This window comes from Flavobacterium franklandianum, from assembly GCF_007097365.1.
Classification (GTDB): domain Bacteria; phylum Bacteroidota; class Bacteroidia; order Flavobacteriales; family Flavobacteriaceae; genus Flavobacterium; species Flavobacterium franklandianum.
The window spans coordinates 45,322-61,458 of record NZ_VJZR01000008.1 but is presented as its reverse complement, the minus strand read 5'-3'; the positions used below and the strand labels follow the sequence as shown (position 1 = coordinate 61,458).

Genomic DNA, 16,137 nt, shown 5'->3' with positions numbered 1-16,137 from the left:
TAAAGTACAAAGTAATAATGAAGAATTGCATTCTAAAAATCACATTATTTTGTACTCTGTTTCTCTTATTTTCTTGTGAAAAGGAAAACCCTAAACCCATAAAAAAAGCCTACAAAGCTGGTGTGATTTTGTCTTTTGATGATGCTTATGTAAACGAATGGTTTGCTACGAATCAGGAATTAAAAAAATACGGTTGGAAAGGGACTTTCTTTGTTTGCAGAATAAACACCTTAAAACATCACCAGATCCAGAAACTTCTTGAATTACAAAAGGAAGGACACGAGATAGCTGGTCACGGTTTAAATCACCTAAACGCCGCAGATTATACCCGTGTTCATACCATCAATGAGTACATGAACCGGGAAATCAATCCGATGTTGTATTTGATGGATTTTTATGGACTAAAAGTAAGTTCTTTTGCCTATCCCTATGGCGGAAGAACAAAAAAACTGGATGCTGCTCTTTTGAAAAAATTTAAAATAATCAGAGGTAGAGCATTTCGTGAAGAAATTGCTGATAAACAAGGCTGTTATTTTAGCCATTCTAATTTGATTTTCAGCTTTAGTATCGATGATACCCACAATGACTTTAATATCCCCCATCTTTTGAAATTATTGGATTTTGCCAAAAAGCACAATAAAATTTTGATTCTGAATAGTCATAAAACCGTAAAAAATGTGACTGGAGATTATCAAACTGAAAATAAAACATTAGAATATGTTTGTAAATACATCAAAAACAACAAAATGAAGTTTTACACTGTCTCAAATTTGGATAATTTTAAATAAAAAACATCTTCAAACCATTATCGATTTCTCCTGAAATAGAATAAATAAACCTGTTTCAAAAGTAATTATTTATTTAAAACTGACAATAATTAGGCTTTTCAACAATGTTTAACTTTTCAAATAAAGATATTTTGTATCTTACCAAAAACAGAATAAAACACAAACAAGACCTATGAGTACAGCAGAAAAAGTAGCCGAAGCCTCTCATAACTTAGAGCCCTTAATCAGCGATTTAGGACTGATTTTGATGACTGCTGGAATTGCCGTTTTGATATTTCGAAAATTAAAACAGCCACTAGTTTTAGGCTATTTGATTGCGGGTTTTTTGGCTGGAAACCACTTCGATTTTTTTCCTTCGGTAAAAGAAATTAAAAGCGTAGAAGTTTGGGCAGAGATTGGAGTCATCTTTTTATTGTTTAGCCTTGGTTTAGAATTTAGTTTCAAAAAATTGATGAAAGTGGGCGGAACCGCTTCTATCACAGCAGGCACACAAATTGTCGTGATGTGCCTTTTGGGTTATTCTGTAGGTCAATGGATGGATTGGGGAAAAATAGATAGTATTTTTTTAGGCGTTATTCTTTCGATTTCATCGACCACAATAATTCTAAAAACCTTTGATGAATTAGGCGTAAAAACACAAAAATTTGCAGGAATTGTAATTGGCTCGCTAATCGTTCAGGACATATTAGCCATTTTGATGATGGTTTTATTATCAACCATTGCAGTGAGCAATCAGTTTTCTGGAATGGATTTGTTAATGTCGGTTTTGAAACTTTTATTTTTTCTGGTGATTTGGTTTTTGGGCGGTATTTTTATCATTCCAACAGTACTCAAAAAAACCAAACATTTATTGACTGACGAAATGTTGCTGATCATTTCCTTAGCCTTGTGTTTGACAATGGTTGGGCTTGCTGCCAATGTGGGATTTTCACCAGCTTTGGGTGCTTTTATTATGGGTTCTATCATTGCCGAAACCACTCAAGCGGAACACATTGAGCATTTGGTAAAACCTGTAAAAGATTTATTTGGTGCTGTTTTTTTCGTATCGGTAGGGATGCTAATCGACCCAGCTGCTTTGTATGAACATGCTATTCCAGTCATAATACTTTCGTTTATTACCATTTTTGGACAATCCATCAGTTCTACTTTTGGTGCTTTGCTGTCGGGGCAACCTTTGAAAGATTCCATCAGAACTGGAATGAGTTTGTCTCAAATTGGGGAATTTTCATTTATCATAGCCACTTTAGGTGTCACTTTGAACGCCACAAGTTCTTTCTTGTATCCAATTGTCGTGGCGGTATCGGCTGTAACAGTTTTCACAACTCCGTTTATGATTAAATATTCACTCCCTTTTTCTGAATATTTAGCGCATAAATTACCTCGGAAATGGACCAAACGTATCGAACGGTATTCTGCCAGCACGCAAGCTATAAGAACTGTCAGTTTATGGCAAACCGTCATCAATGCTTTTTTAATTCAAGTAATTGCACTTGTGGCAATAATTCTGGCCATAATTCTGCTTTCCTCAAGATATATATTGCCTTTGGTTAATGATTATCAATTAGGAAATGCGCTTGGTGCTTTGATTACATTGAGTATAATAGCTCCATTTTTGTGGGCACTCGCTTTTAGAAGAGTTGCTATTGCTGAAGTAGAACAATTAATGCACGACCGAAAATCACGTGGTCCGCTGACTATGTTATTTTTTGTACGTATTCTATTGTCTATTTTCTTCATTGGATTATTATTAAATATATTCTTTTCGCCAGTAATTGCCTTGATTGCATTAATAATTGCCATCATCATTTATTTAATTTTCCAAAAGAAACTCCACATTCGGTACCATAAAATTGAAAATCATTTTCTGGCCAATTTAAACGGAAGAGAAATTGCAAAAGCCAAAAGAAGCCGAAGCGATTTAACCCCTTGGGATGGACATATGGCGGTTTTTGATATTGTAACCGAATCGAATATTGCAGGCGAATCTTTAAAGAACTTACAACTTAGAGAGCTCTTAGGTATTAATATTGTATCCATCAAAAGAGGTGAAATCACGATTCATATTCCTCAAAGAAACGAACGAATTTTTCCTGGAGACGAAGTCTGTGTGATTGGAACCGATATACAAGTACAAGAATTTAAAAAATATTTAGACCAACATGAGACCGATGTTTCACCAGAAATCAAAGAACCTGATATTGTCTTAAACCAGATCGAATTGAAAAACCACACTTTCATAGGAAAAAGCATTAAGGAATCGAGGCTACGTGAAAACACTAAAGGACTGATTGTGGGAATCGAAAAAAGAGGAAACCGAACCTTAAACCCAGAATCGGATGTTATTTTAGAAAAAGACGATATCCTTTGGATTGTAGGTGATAAAAAATTATTGGCTGATTTGGTTCACGATTAATTCTCCCACTGACTCTCTACGAAAGAGAGGGAGACAAAATAGCTCATAATCATATTTCTAAAAAAAAGGTGCAAGAACTGAATCTTACACCTTTTTTATTTTAGACTTTCGTCTTATTTTATCTCGAATAATTCGGAGCTTCTTTGGTAATCGTCACATTATGAGGATGACTTTCGGTAATTCCGCTAGAAGTAATGCGAACAAAACGACCTGTTTCTTGCAATGTTGGAACATCTTTGGCACCACAATAGCCCATTCCGGCACGAAGTCCGCCGATGAATTGTTGCATACTTTCTTCCAATTCGCCTTTGTAAGGCACACGACCCACAATTCCTTCGGGAACTAATTTCTTCACATCATCTTCCACATCTTGGAAATAACGGTCTTTCGATCCACCTTCCATGGCTTCAACAGAACCCATTCCACGATACGATTTGAATTTTCTACCCTCGAAAATAATGGTTTCTCCTGGAGATTCCATCGTTCCAGCAAGAAGCGACCCTAACATCACACAATCAGCTCCTGCAGCAATTGCTTTTGGAATATCTCCTGTGTATCGAATTCCACCATCGGCAATAACGGGAACTCCTGTTCCTTTCAAAGCTGCTGCCACTTCTAGAACAGCAGAAAACTGAGGAAATCCAACACCTGCGATGATACGAGTAGTACAAATGGAACCAGGTCCAATACCAACTTTTACTCCATCGGCACCATTTTCAACTAGAAATATGGCTGCTTCTGGTGTAGCTATATTTCCAACGATAACATCCACTTTTGGAAATTTAGCTTTTATATCCTTCAAAACATTCACAACGCCTTGAGTATGTCCGTGAGCCGTATCAATAATTATGGCATCGACCCCTGCTTGTATCAAAGCAGTTGCTCTTTCGAGTGCATCAGCTGTAACCCCAATGGCAGCCGCAACGCACAAACGACCAAATACGTCTTTATTAGCGTTAGGTTTTTGAGTTAATTTAGTAATATCTCTAAAAGTAATTAATCCAACTAATTTATTTTCGGCATTCACAACCGGAAGTTTTTCAATTTTATATCCTTGGAGAACAACCTCGGCTTGAGCTAGTGAAGTTCCTTCGGCAACAGTAACTAAGTTTTCGCTAGTCATTACTTCGATAATAGGTCTGGAATTATTGTTCTCAAAACGCAAATCACGATTGGTAACAATTCCTTTAAGAACTCTGTTTTCGTCCACAATTGGAATACCGCCAATGCCATATTCTTTCATTGCTTTTTTGGCATCGGCAACGATAGAATTTAAGGGTAAAGTTACTGGATCGATAATCATTCCTGACTCGGCACGTTTTACTTTTCGAACCTTGGCAGCTTGTTGCTCGATAGTCATATTTTTATGCAAAACGCCAATTCCACCTTCTTGTGCCATCGCAATTGCCATTGCACTTTCGGTAACAGTATCCATAGCAGCGGATACAATGGGAACATTGAGCGATATATTTCTAGAAAATTTTGATTTGATACTCACTTCACGAGGAAGTACATTGGAAAAGTTTGGAACTAATAATACGTCATCGTAAGTTAGACCTTCGCCGATAATTTTGGAGTTGTGTGTTATCATTGCAATTTGAAGTTGTAGTTAAATTGCGTGCAAATATAGACAATCTTAAGCAAAACAACATCATACTTGGGCTATAAATGATTAAATTGCAGTTTAAACAATTTCTATTTTCTAAACTCTGTATAATTGTTTAAAAAAAAAACTGTTAAAATTTTCCAATGGAAAAATCAACCCCGATATTACAAGGACTTTCTAACGAAGAAGTGATTCAATCAAGGAAAAAAAACGGCCTCAATTCCTTAGAGCATCAAGATAAGAACCATTTTCTAGGTTCTTTAATTGAGATGACTAAAGAACCTATGTTTTTGCTACTTTTAATGGCAACCAGCATTTATTTCATTACAGGAGAATACGGCAATGGTATCTTTATGTTGGCAGCAATTATTTTAGTTGCTACCATTTCATTGTATCAAGAATCTAAAAGCAGAAATGCTATTGAGGAACTAAAAAAATTATCGCAACCCAAAAGTAAAGTCATCCGAAACGGTGAAATCATCGAAATTCCAAGTGAAGAAATTGTTCTGGGCGATTATATACAATCCGAAGAAGGGACTTTCATTCCTGCTGATGGTGTGATTATTCAATCCAATGATTTTTCGGTAAATGAATCTATTTTAACCGGAGAATCGCTTTCTGTTTTTAAAAATGAAAAATCCGAAAACAATCGCGTTTTTCAGGGAACGATAGCCGCAAGTGGTTTGGCAATTTCTGAAGTTACGGCCATTGGCAACCAAACGCAACTGGGAAAAATTGGAAAAAGCATCGAATCTATTGCCGAAGAAAAAACACCTTTACAATTGCAGATTGGGAATTTTGTAAAAAAATTATCCCTCATTGGTTTGATTATTTTTATAATTGTCTGGGCAGTGAATTATTACAATTCCAGACTTTTATTAGACAGTTTACTCAAAGCACTGACCTTGGCAATGAGTATAATTCCCGAGGAAATTCCAGTGGCTTTTACCACATTTATGGCTTTGGGCGCTTGGCGATTGATGAAAATGGGCATTATTGTAAAGCAAACCAAAACCGTCGAAACCCTGGGAAGTGCTACTGTAATTTGTACGGATAAAACAGGGACTATTACCTTAAACAAAATGAGTTTGGCAAAATGGTACACCTTTTCAGATGATAAAATCAGTGGCGATAACACAGACGATGGCAAAAATAAAATCAGTAAAAAATTAAATAAAAAGGAACAGGAATTATTAAGTCTTTCGATGTGGGCAAGCGAACCCATTCCGTTTGACGGCATGGAAATTGCACTTCACGAAGCGTATTCGAAATTAAAAATTACTGATGAACGACCTAATTTTAAATTAATTCACGAATATCCATTGGACGGAAAACCACCAATGATGACTCACATTTTTGAAAACCAAAAAGGAACTAGAATTATTGCTGCCAAAGGCGCTCCAGAGGCCATAATAGCGTGTTCTATACTTTCGAAAGGAGAGATCCAAAAAATAAATAACGCAATTGAATCAATGTCAAAAGAAGGATTTCGAGTTTTGGGCGTTGGTGTTTCTGAATTTGCTGGAAAAACATTTCCAAAAACACAGCAGGAATTTGCTTTTAAATTTTTAGGAATAGTTGCCTTTTATGATCCTCCAAAAGAAAACATAAAAAAAGTATTCGATACTTTTTATAATGCTGGAATTCAAGTAAAAATAGTTACGGGTGATAATGCTACAACCACTTCAACAATTGCTAGACAAATTGGCTTTAACACTCCTGAAAACTCACTAAATGGTGATGAATTGATAAAAATGGATGACGCTAGCTTGAAGAAAAAAGTGATGGAAACAACCATTTTTACCCGAATGTTTCCCGAGGCCAAAATCAAAATTATTGAGGCTTTGAAAGCCAATAACCAAATTGTGGCGATGACGGGCGACGGTGTAAACGATGGTCCTGCTTTAAAATCGGCACACATCGGAATTGCTATGGGGCAAAAAGGAACCGAAATTGCCAAACAAGCTGCCAACCTCATCCTGATTGATGATGATTTAGCCAAAATGACTGACGCCATCGCCATGGGAAGAAAAATCTACATCAATCTCAAAAAAGCCATACAATACATCATTTCCATCCACATTCCTATCGTGCTGATTGTGTTTATACCATTGGTCTTAGGATGGATTTATCCCAATATTTTCTCTCCTGTACACATTATTTTTCTGGAAATAATTATGGGTCCTACTTGCTCCATAATTTATGAAAATGAACCTATGGAATCTAATTTGATGCTGCAAAAACCACGTCCACTTACGAATACATTTTTTAATCTAAAAGAAATAACCATTAGTATTGTTCAAGGACTTGTTATCACGCTTGGACTTTTATTTATATACCAATATTGTGTTAGAGAAAACTGTACAGAAAGTGTAACTAGAACGGTCGTATTTCTAACTTTAATTGCTTCGAATATTTTCTTGACATTGGCCAATCGTTCGTTCTATTATTCGATATTTACCACCATTAGATACAAGAACAACTTGGTTTTGATCATCATTGGAATCACGATATTCATAACCAGTTTACTCCTCTTTATACCTATTTTTTCTCATTTCTTTATGTTTGATACAGTAACGGCTTTACAAATCGGAATGAGTATTTTAGTGGGATTTGTTTCGGTATTTTGGATCGAAATTTATAAAGTATTCAAGCAAAGAATACAAAAATAAACACGATTTAATTAGGCGTGTTTTTATTTGGAAAAATAATATTTAAACCCAATTGAAAGGACAAACTATTGGCTTTGCTAATGTCTCTATATTCCAAAAGGTTGTCGGCAAGGAGATAAAAATTGACTTTTCCAAGGGTGGTTGACAATCCTAATCCAATGTTTTTAGCAGAAAAAGAATCTACCGTATAAGTGGCTTTCATTTCTAAAGAATCGAAAATTTGTCTTCTATAAAAAGCTGTTAGCGCCATAAGAGGAGTTCTTGGTGTTGACATTGCAAACAATTGTGCACCTACAGAATTTGGATATTTATTTTCATTATTACCCGTACAATTACAATCCGAGCCTCTTCCATCGCCAAAAGAATATTGAATCGAAGAATTGAATTTCAAAGGCCGCCAAGTGGTATATTTTGTATGCAAACTGTCTAAAGGAATGGCTTCGCTAAATTCATCTAAGATATCATTCGAGTTACCAAGTACAAAATCTGGGGTTAATCCAACATAGTTATAATATCCTTTTAATCGATAACTTTCGATTTCTTTGGTATGACTTATAAAGCCAATATCTATTAAACTTGCTGTGAATTGAAGCTTTTCTTTTGGATAATAAGTCAGTCCTAAATCCAATCCCAAACCCAGATTTCCTCCGAATAAAGTCTTTTTCATAATATCACTTTTGGCATTGCCTGAGTAATTATCGATGTAATTTGTGAATCCAGACGTGTTGACCAATGCATTAGCTGAAATCACTTGGTCATAAATAGTATTTGTCCCTTGAATAGTATAAAAATAGCCCGAATTTTTAGTCGAAGACACATTAAAAATACTGGAATAAATCTTTCCGCGAGCGCCAAGAATTAATTTTTCGCTTACTTTCTTATGATACCCAAGATGAAAAACCGAAAGTAATTCGCCTCTGGCATTCAAATCGCTCATATCAAAAACTTTACCCAGATAATCTTCATTTCCATCCAAAGCTAATATCGCATAATCTTTAGGCATATAAGTCAAAACATCTAATTCTTGGTACATCCCGAAGGAAATATAAGAGTTGCTTTGCCAATCACCTAATTTAAATCCACCGCTAAAAATTTCTAATTGTTCATTCAATGAGACTTTGTCGTTTCTGGAAGTTGAGAAGACAACATTCCGTAATTTGACATTAAAATCTACTCCATTATTGGCAAATAAATCATAAACCGAAAAGCCACTAGAGCCAACATTTGTAGAAATTCCAGACAACAAAGGAAAGCCAACAAACCAATTGTAATTTACATCAGATCCCGGATTGGTCAACATAGATTGTGGCACCGAATTGAAGTTGTATAAGATTTGCTTGTTCTGTGAAAAACAACTGATGGATACCAAAAAAATCAAAATTAAGCGGAACTTTCTCATTGTACCGCAAAATAAATGGTGGCACTGGAACGCATTTTTAGACTTCCCAAACTATTACTAGTCAATGGAATTCCTGGCATTATCGCAATAACAAAAGCTATTTTTTCAGTTTTTTTCAGTATGTCGAGTTTAGCATTTTCAAATATTTCGGTTTTGGTCACAGGAGACTGTCCAGGTGTGTAAGCAGGCACAGTAAATGGAATCGTATGAAGTTTAACATTATTCGCATCAAGCAAATGCAAATTTATAGAAAACCCTCTGTTTATGGTGTTGTTAAATTCAAAATACAAATCGGTTCGGCTAAGATTATTCGTAAAATCAACATCGTTAAAAACTTTGAAATTCACAACATCACCAACCAAAGGTTGCTCGACTCCACCAATTACAAATTGATTGGCCTGAATATCAAAAGCAGCCAGATTTGCTACAAAAATAGGTTCCAACTTTAGGTCATTGGCTTGGTCGAAATCTAAATCGCTGGAACACGATAAAAATAAAAGGGTTAGGACATATATTCTGAAAAATTTATTCATACAATCAATCTATTGGGGTTATATTTTAACGAAACTATTTCATTTTTAGTATTTAATGAAAAGCACCAAACAACTTTGAAGCTTCGTTATAAGCGCTTTCAAAACTCATAGCTCTCAAATTAGTTTTTTCTTTTTTGGAATTAAAATAAGACAGCAATTTCTCGGTAGGCATATTACCTGTAAGCATATCTTTCGCCATCGGACAACCTCCAAAACCTTGAATTGCACCATCAAAACGGCGACAACCTGCATTGTAAGCCGCATCGATTTTCTCAAACCATTTGTCGGGCGTGGTATGCAAATGAGCACCAAATTCTATATTTTGGAATTTTGGAATCAAATTCGAAAATAAATATTGAATTATATCTGGCGTTGAACTGCCAACTGTGTCTGAAAGTGACAAGATTTTAACTCCCATATTCGAAAGATTCTCTGTCCATTCACCTACTATTTCCACATTCCAAGGATCACCATATGGATTTCCAAACCCCATCGAAAGGTAAACTACAACCTCTTTATTCTGTATATCGGCAATTTCCAAAATTTCTTGCAAAGTGACCAAGGATTCGGCTATAGTTTTATGCGTATTCCGCATTTGAAAATTCTCCGAAATTGAAAAGGGAAAACCTAAATAGTGAATGGGTTGGTGTTGCGAAGCAGCGATTGCGCCTTGCGTATTGGCAATTATAGCCAATAATTTACTTTGTGTTTGTGATAAATCTAATTGTGCCAAAACTTCGGCAGTATCTTGCATTTGCGGAATAGCTTTGGGCGAAACAAAACTACCAAAATCGATAGTATCAAAACCCACACGCAACAAAGATTGAATGTATGCCACTTTCCTATCAGTTGGAATAAATGCTTTTATTCCTTGCATCGCATCTCGTGGACATTCGATAATTTTTATTGCTTCCATAGAAATTCAAAGATAAGAAAGTTTAAAAGTTTAAAAGTTTAAAAATGTTTAAAAATGTTTAAAAATGTTTAAAAATTTAAAGTGTTTTAATGAACGATATTTTAGCTTATTCATTTTTCTTTCATTTACAAAAAATTGAATATTACGCTTTTTAGTAATATTTTATATTATTACGCTTTTTGGTAATATTTTCTATTATTACGTTTTTTGGTAATATTTAAATAAATTGTTTTTCGAATCCATTTTTTAATTACTTTTGAAATATGATAGGCATAATTACAGGAGATATCGTCAATTCTAGGAAATTATCATCCAAAATTTGGATAGATGGTTTAAAGAAATTATTGAATACTTTTGGCAAAAACCCAGTAGAATGGGAGATTTACAGAGGCGATGAATTCCAATTGGAAATCAAAAATCCAGAAGAAGCTTTGATAATAGCACTGCAAATTAAATCTTATTTTAAATCTATAAAGTTAGATGTCAGAATGAGTATTGGTTTTGGAGAAATGACTTATAAGTCCAAGAAAATTTCGGAAAGCAACGGAACCGCTTTTTCACGTTCTGGCGAAGTTTTTGAAACTTTAAAGAAACAAAAAATCAATTTAGCCATTAATTCGGGCAATGAAGGATTTGATGCCGAAATCAATTTGATGTTGCGATTGGGACTGACTTTTATGAATAATTGGTTGGCACAATCGGCTGAATTTGTTTTGGCAGCCATTGAAAACCCATCTCTTTCACAGGAAGAAATTGGTGTAAAATTAGGCATCAATCAAGCAGCAGTTAGCCGAAGAAGAAAACGTGCCCAATTTGATTTAGTAATGGAAATAGAAAAATATTTCAGAAATAAAATCAAAACCATCAGCGTATGATTATTTTTGTAAAACTGCTTTTGGCGCATTTGTTAGGCGATTTTTTATTGCAACCTACCTCTTGGGTTTTGGATAAAGAAAGTAAAAAACACAGAAGCATATACCTTTACATTCATACCTTTTTACACGGAATTTTAGCTTGGTTGTTCGTTGGCGAATTGGCTTTTGGCTGGTTTGCACTAGCATTAGCTTTAGCACACGGATTTATAGATTTTTTGAAATTGCAATTTCAAAAAAAGAATACAAAACGAAATTGGTTTGTTATTGATCAAATGCTGCATTTGATAACTATTGTACTAATTGTAAGCCTTTATAAAAATTTAACCGTTGATTTTTCCGTCTTCGACAATCAGTTTTGGATACTGATTACTGGAATTTTATTCCTTACAAAACCCACTTCGATAATCATCAAAAATACTATTTCTATTTGGACACCTGAAAGCAACTATAAAAACGATGATTCGCTGGAAAATGCTGGAAATTATATCGGAATATTCGAACGCTTGTTTGTTTTTTGCTTTATTCTCACAGGACATTTCGAAGCCATTGGATTTTTATTGGCTGCAAAATCCATCTTTCGCTTTGGCGATTTGAAAGAAGCCAAAGACAGAAAACTGACTGAGTATGTACTTATCGGAACGCTTCTAAGTTTCGGACTCGCTTTATTGATAGGACTTTTGGTGCAATTCGGATTAGTACATTTTGGCTAAAATCTTCTTATTGATTGCCTTTATCAAACCTGGTCCTTCGTAGATAAATCCTGTATACAATTGGATTAAACTCGCTCCTGCTTCCAATTTTTCAATCGCATCATCCGCTGAATGGATTCCACCAACTCCAATAATTGGAAAGGCTTTATTACTTTTTTCGGAAAGAAAACGGATTACTTCAGTCGAACGATTTTTCAATGGTTTTCCAGACATTCCACCCATTTCAACTTTATTTTCCGATTGCAAACCTTCACGAGATAAAGTGGTATTGGTAGCAATAACGCCCGCAATTTTAGTTTCTTTGACAATTTCAATAATATCCAACAATTGAGTATCGGTCAAATCTGGAGCGATTTTCAAAAGAATTGGTTTTTGCTTTGGCTTGGTCAAATTTTGATTTTGCAACGTTTGCAATAGTTGTTTCAAAGGTTCTTTTTCCTGTAACTCGCGAAGATTGGGTGTATTAGGTGAACTCACATTAACCACAAAATAATTCACATAATCGTATAAGGCATCGAAGCAAATCAAGTAATCATCGACAGCATTTTCGTTTGGAGTGACTTTATTTTTTCCAATATTTCCGCCAATGAGAACGCCTTTGTTTTTCTTCAATCGTTCGACAGCTTCTTGAACACCACCGTTATTAAACCCCATTCTATTAATAAGAGCAGTATCTTCTAGCAAACGAAAAATGCGCTTTTTAGGATTACCCTCTTGCCCTTTTGGAGTAATAGTTCCAATTTCGATAAATCCAAAACCTAAGTTAGACAATTCATTATACAATGAAGCGTCTTTGTCCATTCCAGCCGCCAATCCAATAGGATTCTTGAACTTCAATCCAAAGACTTCTGTTTCCAATCGTTTGTCATCGACAACATATAATGCTCTAAAAAGGGATGGAATTCCGGGTATTTTGGATAGATTTCGAATGAGTGAAAAGGTAAAATAATGGACTTTTTCAGGGTCAAAACAGAAAAAGATAGGACGTATAATTTGTTTGTACATAATAAAGGGTGTTGTGGTGCAAAAATAGAATTATCTAATCGAATTAATAAATATTTAGAAAATATATTTAAAAAATGACTCAACTGCCAATAGAAAACGTTGTAGTTCAATTATAAATATTAAGTTAAAATTAAGTTTTTATTGAAAATAAAGCATTGTTAAAAATCATACTAAATAACTTATGTTTTTCAACAATATTTAATTAACTCCTTAAATTTCAATTTTTAAAACAAGACAAAAAACTCCTATTTTAATAATAAAAAACAAACGATGTTTGCGAATAAATCACTTTATCTCTTAATAATATAATTATTTATCAAAAAAAGATATTTAATTTTTAAAAAAAACTAGTAATATGATAATTATCAGGTTTATATTTAATTTGCCAATATATCTTTGTACAAGAAAAATGAATCAGAATTAACTAAAAAAAAATGTTAATCCATTAAAAAATAATTAAAATCCAATTACAATGTCAAAAACTCAATTTTCAAAATACTTTATGATTCTTTTTATAAGTATCATGTTTTGTGTTAGCGGTAAAGTAACTGCTCAAAATTATAATATCATTCCATCAGCCGCATTCATTAATGTACATGGAACATCAAATGTGCATGATTGGGATATGAAACCAACTAAAGTAACCGGAGAATTAGGAATAAACGGTTCAAAACAAATTAACGCCATAACTATAAAAATAGAAGTTAAATCGTTGAAAAGTGGAAACGGGATTATGGATGGCAAAACTTACGATGCCTTCGATTACAAAAAGAACCCTTACATCGTTTTTCAATTGACAGATGTTTCTCAAGCAAAACTAAGTGACAACGATACCGAAATCACATTGACAGGAAATCTATCTTTTGCAGGAGCAACAAGAAAAATCAGCATCAAAGCCATTGGTAAAATCACAAAATCAGGCGATTACCAACTTAAAGGTAGTGTTCCGTTAAAAATGACTGATTATAAAATGAAACCACCAACAGCTATGCTAGGTACCATGAAAACTGGCGATGCAATTACGGTTAAATTTGACGTAACTTTTAAAGGATAATATCAATTCGTAAATCAATAAACTAAATATAATCAATAACCAATTTAAAATTCTAATTATGAAAACAATTTTTAAAACATCTTTAATGATAGCCGCCATTTGCCTCTCTGGCAATATAATGGCACAACAGGTTACTTTTGGTAAAATCCAAAATCAAATTAAAAGAGACAAGACTGGAATAAATCAATTTGACGTAAAAAAAGACAGCGTTGAATTTAAAGGTCTTAGTATTGATTTAGGAGGTGCATTTAATATGGATTATCAAGCCGTAGACTCGTTTAATGACCAACCTGCAACTTTTGCTCTACCTTCAAAAATTGCTGGATATCGATTAATGAATCAAGAAAATAATTTTAACCTTCCTGCAGCTGATATGACCCTTGGAGCACAATTGTTTGACGGTGTAAGAGTAAATCTAGATATTTATTTAGCTTCAAGACACCACAATGAAACTTATGCAAGAGGTGGATATTTACAAATTGACAAGTTAGACTTCATCAAAAAAGACTTCCTTGCAGGCATTATGAAATACGCTACAATCAAAATTGGACAAATGGAAAACAATTTTGGTGATGCTCACTTCAGAAGTTCTGACAACGGTAGCACGATTAGAAATGCATTTGTTGGCAACAATATTATGAATGCATTCACTACTGAAATGGGTATGGAAGTGTATTACAACAGAAGCGGATTAGTAAGTATGTTGGGTGTTACAAATGGAAATTTAAATCAAGGTATCAAAGAAGTTGTTTATACCGCTGGTCCTAATGCTAATACAGTAGTTAGTCCAACAATCTTGGCTAAATTAGGTTATGACAAACAAATCGCCCAAGATTTGAGAGTAAGACTTACAGGTTCTTACTACCATAGTGCAAACTTAGGTAACTCAAACTTATATTCTTCTTCTAGATCAGGATTTGGTTTTTGGGGTGTATTGAACAATAATGGGTACACCAATAACGGTGTTGCTGTTGCTGCTAATTACAATGCAACTGCTACACCAGAAGGAACCTTCAACCCTGGTTTCAAAAACTGGGCTACTTCACTTATGTTTAACCCATTTGTAAAATACAAAAGTCTTGAATTCTTTGGAACTATCGAATTAGCTTCAGGAGGAGATAAAGCTGGTGTTGACGACAAGCGTACTGCTAACCAATTTGCTGGAGATGTTGTTTACAGATTTGGAAAATCAGAACAATTCTATATAGCGGCAAAATACAATACTGTATCTGGAAAACTATCTAATGCAGATGCTAAAGAAGTTACAGTAAATAGAGTTGAATCAAGCATTGGTTGGTTTATGACTAAAAATATTTTAGCAAAATTAGATTATGTTAGTCAAAACTATAAAGATTACGCACAATTTGCAGGAAACGTACCTACTGGAAATGCAAACAACTTTTATGGTGGTAATTTCAAAGGTTTAGTATTTGAAGCAACTATTAGTTTCTAGTTGATTTTTGTTAGAAACTGGCAAGATTCGCTCTTGCCAGTTTTATTTTTCTTAAAATTATTATTTTTATATTATGAAAAAGCTACTTTATTTTCTGGCATTCAGTTTCATAATTTCTTTATCAATGACAGCACAAACATTAGTTTCTGCCGAAATTCAAAAAAACAGTTCCTTAACGATCAATGGATCAACAAATATTACACCTTTCAAGATCTACCAAAATGGAGATAAGCTCTGTAGAAGCAAGTTGTCGGTTGTAACTACACAAAATCAAAACAAAACATTAATAAGTCAAAACCAACTTTCTGTTGTTGTCAAAAACTTTGATTCTAATAATGCAATGGCTTTAAAAGATTTTTTAAAGTTATTAAAATCGGACAGCTACCCTATTCTACAAGTTCAACTCAATTATTTAGATGTACAACCCATCTCCGAAAAAGGAAAAATTTATACTGGTGAAGCATTGGTAAACATTACAATTACAGGCAAAACAAAACAATACATCATCCCTATCACATTTAATAGTACTGGAGATGTATATACCGTAAATGGCTGCAAAAAATTAAGCATTCGTGATTTTGGTCTTACTCCTGAAACCAAAATGCTAGGAATGATAAAAGTTAGCGAATGGATAAAAATCGATTTTCATATCATTTGTAAAATATCGATTGATAACGAAGTGGCTAAACTATAAATTGAAATTATACTTTAGG

Annotated in this window: 13 protein-coding genes; 8 read left to right on the top strand and 5 right to left on the bottom strand. The window is 34.1% G+C overall.

Features of this window, described 5'->3' with window-relative positions; genetic code table 11:
* The first annotated feature begins 17 nt into the window (after positions 1-17).
* Both FNW17_RS10250 and FNW17_RS10245 read left to right on the top strand, forming a co-directional pair.
* On the top strand, positions 18-788 hold the full coding sequence (locus FNW17_RS10250; RefSeq protein WP_144071581.1) for a polysaccharide deacetylase family protein: 771 nt from the start codon (positions 18-20) through the stop codon (positions 786-788).
* A 172-nt stretch (positions 789-960) separates the two neighbouring features.
* Positions 961-3,201 carry a cation:proton antiporter domain-containing protein gene (locus FNW17_RS10245; protein WP_143390585.1) on the top strand — a complete coding sequence of 747 codons (2,241 nt, stop codon included), beginning with the start codon at positions 961-963 and terminating at the stop codon, positions 3,199-3,201.
* Between the two features lie 118 nt (positions 3,202-3,319).
* Here FNW17_RS10245 and guaB read toward each other — a convergent pair whose 3' ends face one another.
* The gene (gene guaB, locus FNW17_RS10240) at positions 3,320-4,792 is read right to left on the bottom strand and encodes an IMP dehydrogenase (RefSeq protein WP_143390586.1); all 1,473 of its coding nucleotides are present in this window, start codon (positions 4,790-4,792) and stop codon (positions 3,320-3,322) included.
* Between the two features lie 158 nt (positions 4,793-4,950).
* Here guaB and FNW17_RS10235 point away from each other — a divergent pair, with 158 nt between their 5' ends.
* The gene (locus FNW17_RS10235; protein ID WP_144071580.1) at positions 4,951-7,479 is read left to right on the top strand and encodes a cation-translocating P-type ATPase; all 2,529 of its coding nucleotides are present in this window, start codon (positions 4,951-4,953) and stop codon (positions 7,477-7,479) included.
* Between the two features lie 7 nt (positions 7,480-7,486).
* On the opposite strand, the gene FNW17_RS10230 is transcribed toward FNW17_RS10235, so the two are convergent.
* Genes FNW17_RS10230 through FNW17_RS10220 form a run of 3 tightly spaced genes read right to left on the bottom strand, consistent with a single transcriptional unit; the run spans position 7,487 to position 10,327 of the window.
* Positions 7,487-8,878, bottom strand: coding sequence for a DUF5723 family protein (locus FNW17_RS10230; RefSeq protein WP_144071579.1), 1,392 nt, complete (start codon positions 8,876-8,878; stop codon positions 7,487-7,489).
* Positions 8,875-9,411, bottom strand: coding sequence for a hypothetical protein (locus tag FNW17_RS10225; RefSeq protein ID WP_143390589.1), 537 nt, complete (start codon positions 9,409-9,411; stop codon positions 8,875-8,877). Before FNW17_RS10225 ends, FNW17_RS10230 begins: the two co-directional genes overlap by 4 nt.
* Positions 9,412-9,463: 52 nt before the next feature.
* Positions 9,464-10,327, bottom strand: a complete 864-nt coding sequence (locus tag FNW17_RS10220) for a hydroxymethylglutaryl-CoA lyase (protein ID WP_143390590.1) — start codon at positions 10,325-10,327, stop codon at positions 9,464-9,466.
* A 263-nt stretch (positions 10,328-10,590) separates the two neighbouring features.
* Between FNW17_RS10220 and FNW17_RS10215 the strand changes: the two genes are divergently transcribed.
* Positions 10,591-11,202: a SatD family protein gene (locus FNW17_RS10215; RefSeq protein ID WP_126563202.1), complete on the top strand. Its 612-nt coding sequence runs from the start codon at positions 10,591-10,593 to the stop codon at positions 11,200-11,202.
* Positions 11,199-11,912 (top strand): DUF3307 domain-containing protein, encoded by a 714-nt coding sequence (locus FNW17_RS10210; protein ID WP_143390591.1) that lies wholly within the window; start codon positions 11,199-11,201, stop codon positions 11,910-11,912. The genes FNW17_RS10215 and FNW17_RS10210 overlap by 4 nt, the downstream gene beginning before the upstream one ends.
* On the opposite strand, the gene FNW17_RS10205 is transcribed toward FNW17_RS10210, so the two are convergent.
* Positions 11,895-12,917 (bottom strand): quinone-dependent dihydroorotate dehydrogenase, encoded by a 1,023-nt coding sequence (locus FNW17_RS10205; RefSeq protein ID WP_143390592.1) that lies wholly within the window; start codon positions 12,915-12,917, stop codon positions 11,895-11,897. The genes FNW17_RS10210 and FNW17_RS10205 overlap by 18 nt on opposite strands.
* A 472-nt stretch (positions 12,918-13,389) precedes the next feature.
* Between FNW17_RS10205 and FNW17_RS10200 the strand changes: the two genes are divergently transcribed.
* From FNW17_RS10200 to FNW17_RS10190, 3 genes are all read left to right on the top strand, one after another.
* Positions 13,390-13,971, top strand: a complete 582-nt coding sequence (locus tag FNW17_RS10200) for a YceI family protein (protein WP_143390593.1) — start codon at positions 13,390-13,392, stop codon at positions 13,969-13,971.
* 58 nt (positions 13,972-14,029) lie between these two features.
* Positions 14,030-15,424 carry a hypothetical protein gene (locus FNW17_RS10195; RefSeq protein ID WP_235892969.1) on the top strand — a complete coding sequence of 465 codons (1,395 nt, stop codon included), beginning with the start codon at positions 14,030-14,032 and terminating at the stop codon, positions 15,422-15,424.
* Positions 15,425-15,548: 124 nt separating this feature from the next.
* The gene (locus tag FNW17_RS10190; protein WP_185964809.1) at positions 15,549-16,118 is read left to right on the top strand and encodes a YceI family protein; all 570 of its coding nucleotides are present in this window, start codon (positions 15,549-15,551) and stop codon (positions 16,116-16,118) included.
* Positions 16,119-16,137: the final 19 nt, after the last annotated feature.

Excerpts from the sequence above, each read along its gene's own strand:
- FNW17_RS10215 (WP_126563202.1), top strand. The coding sequence starts at position 10,591 with ATGATAGGCATAATTACAGGAGATATCGTCAATTCTAGGAAATTATCA.
- FNW17_RS10210 (WP_143390591.1), top strand. The coding sequence starts at position 11,199 with ATGATTATTTTTGTAAAACTGCTTTTGGCGCATTTGTTAGGCGATTTT.
- FNW17_RS10250 (WP_144071581.1), top strand. The coding sequence starts at position 18 with ATGAAGAATTGCATTCTAAAAATCACATTATTTTGTACTCTGTTTCTC.
- FNW17_RS10190 (WP_185964809.1), top strand. The coding sequence starts at position 15,549 with ATGACAGCACAAACATTAGTTTCTGCCGAAATTCAAAAAAACAGTTCC.
- FNW17_RS10205 (WP_143390592.1), bottom strand. The coding sequence starts at position 12,917 with ATGTACAAACAAATTATACGTCCTATCTTTTTCTGTTTTGACCCTGAA.
- FNW17_RS10195 (WP_235892969.1), top strand. The coding sequence starts at position 14,030 with ATGAAAACAATTTTTAAAACATCTTTAATGATAGCCGCCATTTGCCTC.
- FNW17_RS10200 (WP_143390593.1), top strand. The coding sequence starts at position 13,390 with ATGTCAAAAACTCAATTTTCAAAATACTTTATGATTCTTTTTATAAGT.
- guaB (WP_143390586.1), bottom strand. The coding sequence starts at position 4,792 with ATGATAACACACAACTCCAAAATTATCGGCGAAGGTCTAACTTACGAT.
- FNW17_RS10245 (WP_143390585.1), top strand. The coding sequence starts at position 961 with ATGAGTACAGCAGAAAAAGTAGCCGAAGCCTCTCATAACTTAGAGCCC.
- FNW17_RS10220 (WP_143390590.1), bottom strand. The coding sequence starts at position 10,327 with ATGGAAGCAATAAAAATTATCGAATGTCCACGAGATGCGATGCAAGGA.
- FNW17_RS10225 (WP_143390589.1), bottom strand. The coding sequence starts at position 9,411 with ATGAATAAATTTTTCAGAATATATGTCCTAACCCTTTTATTTTTATCG.
- FNW17_RS10230 (WP_144071579.1), bottom strand. The coding sequence starts at position 8,878 with ATGAGAAAGTTCCGCTTAATTTTGATTTTTTTGGTATCCATCAGTTGT.
- FNW17_RS10235 (WP_144071580.1), top strand. The coding sequence starts at position 4,951 with ATGGAAAAATCAACCCCGATATTACAAGGACTTTCTAACGAAGAAGTG.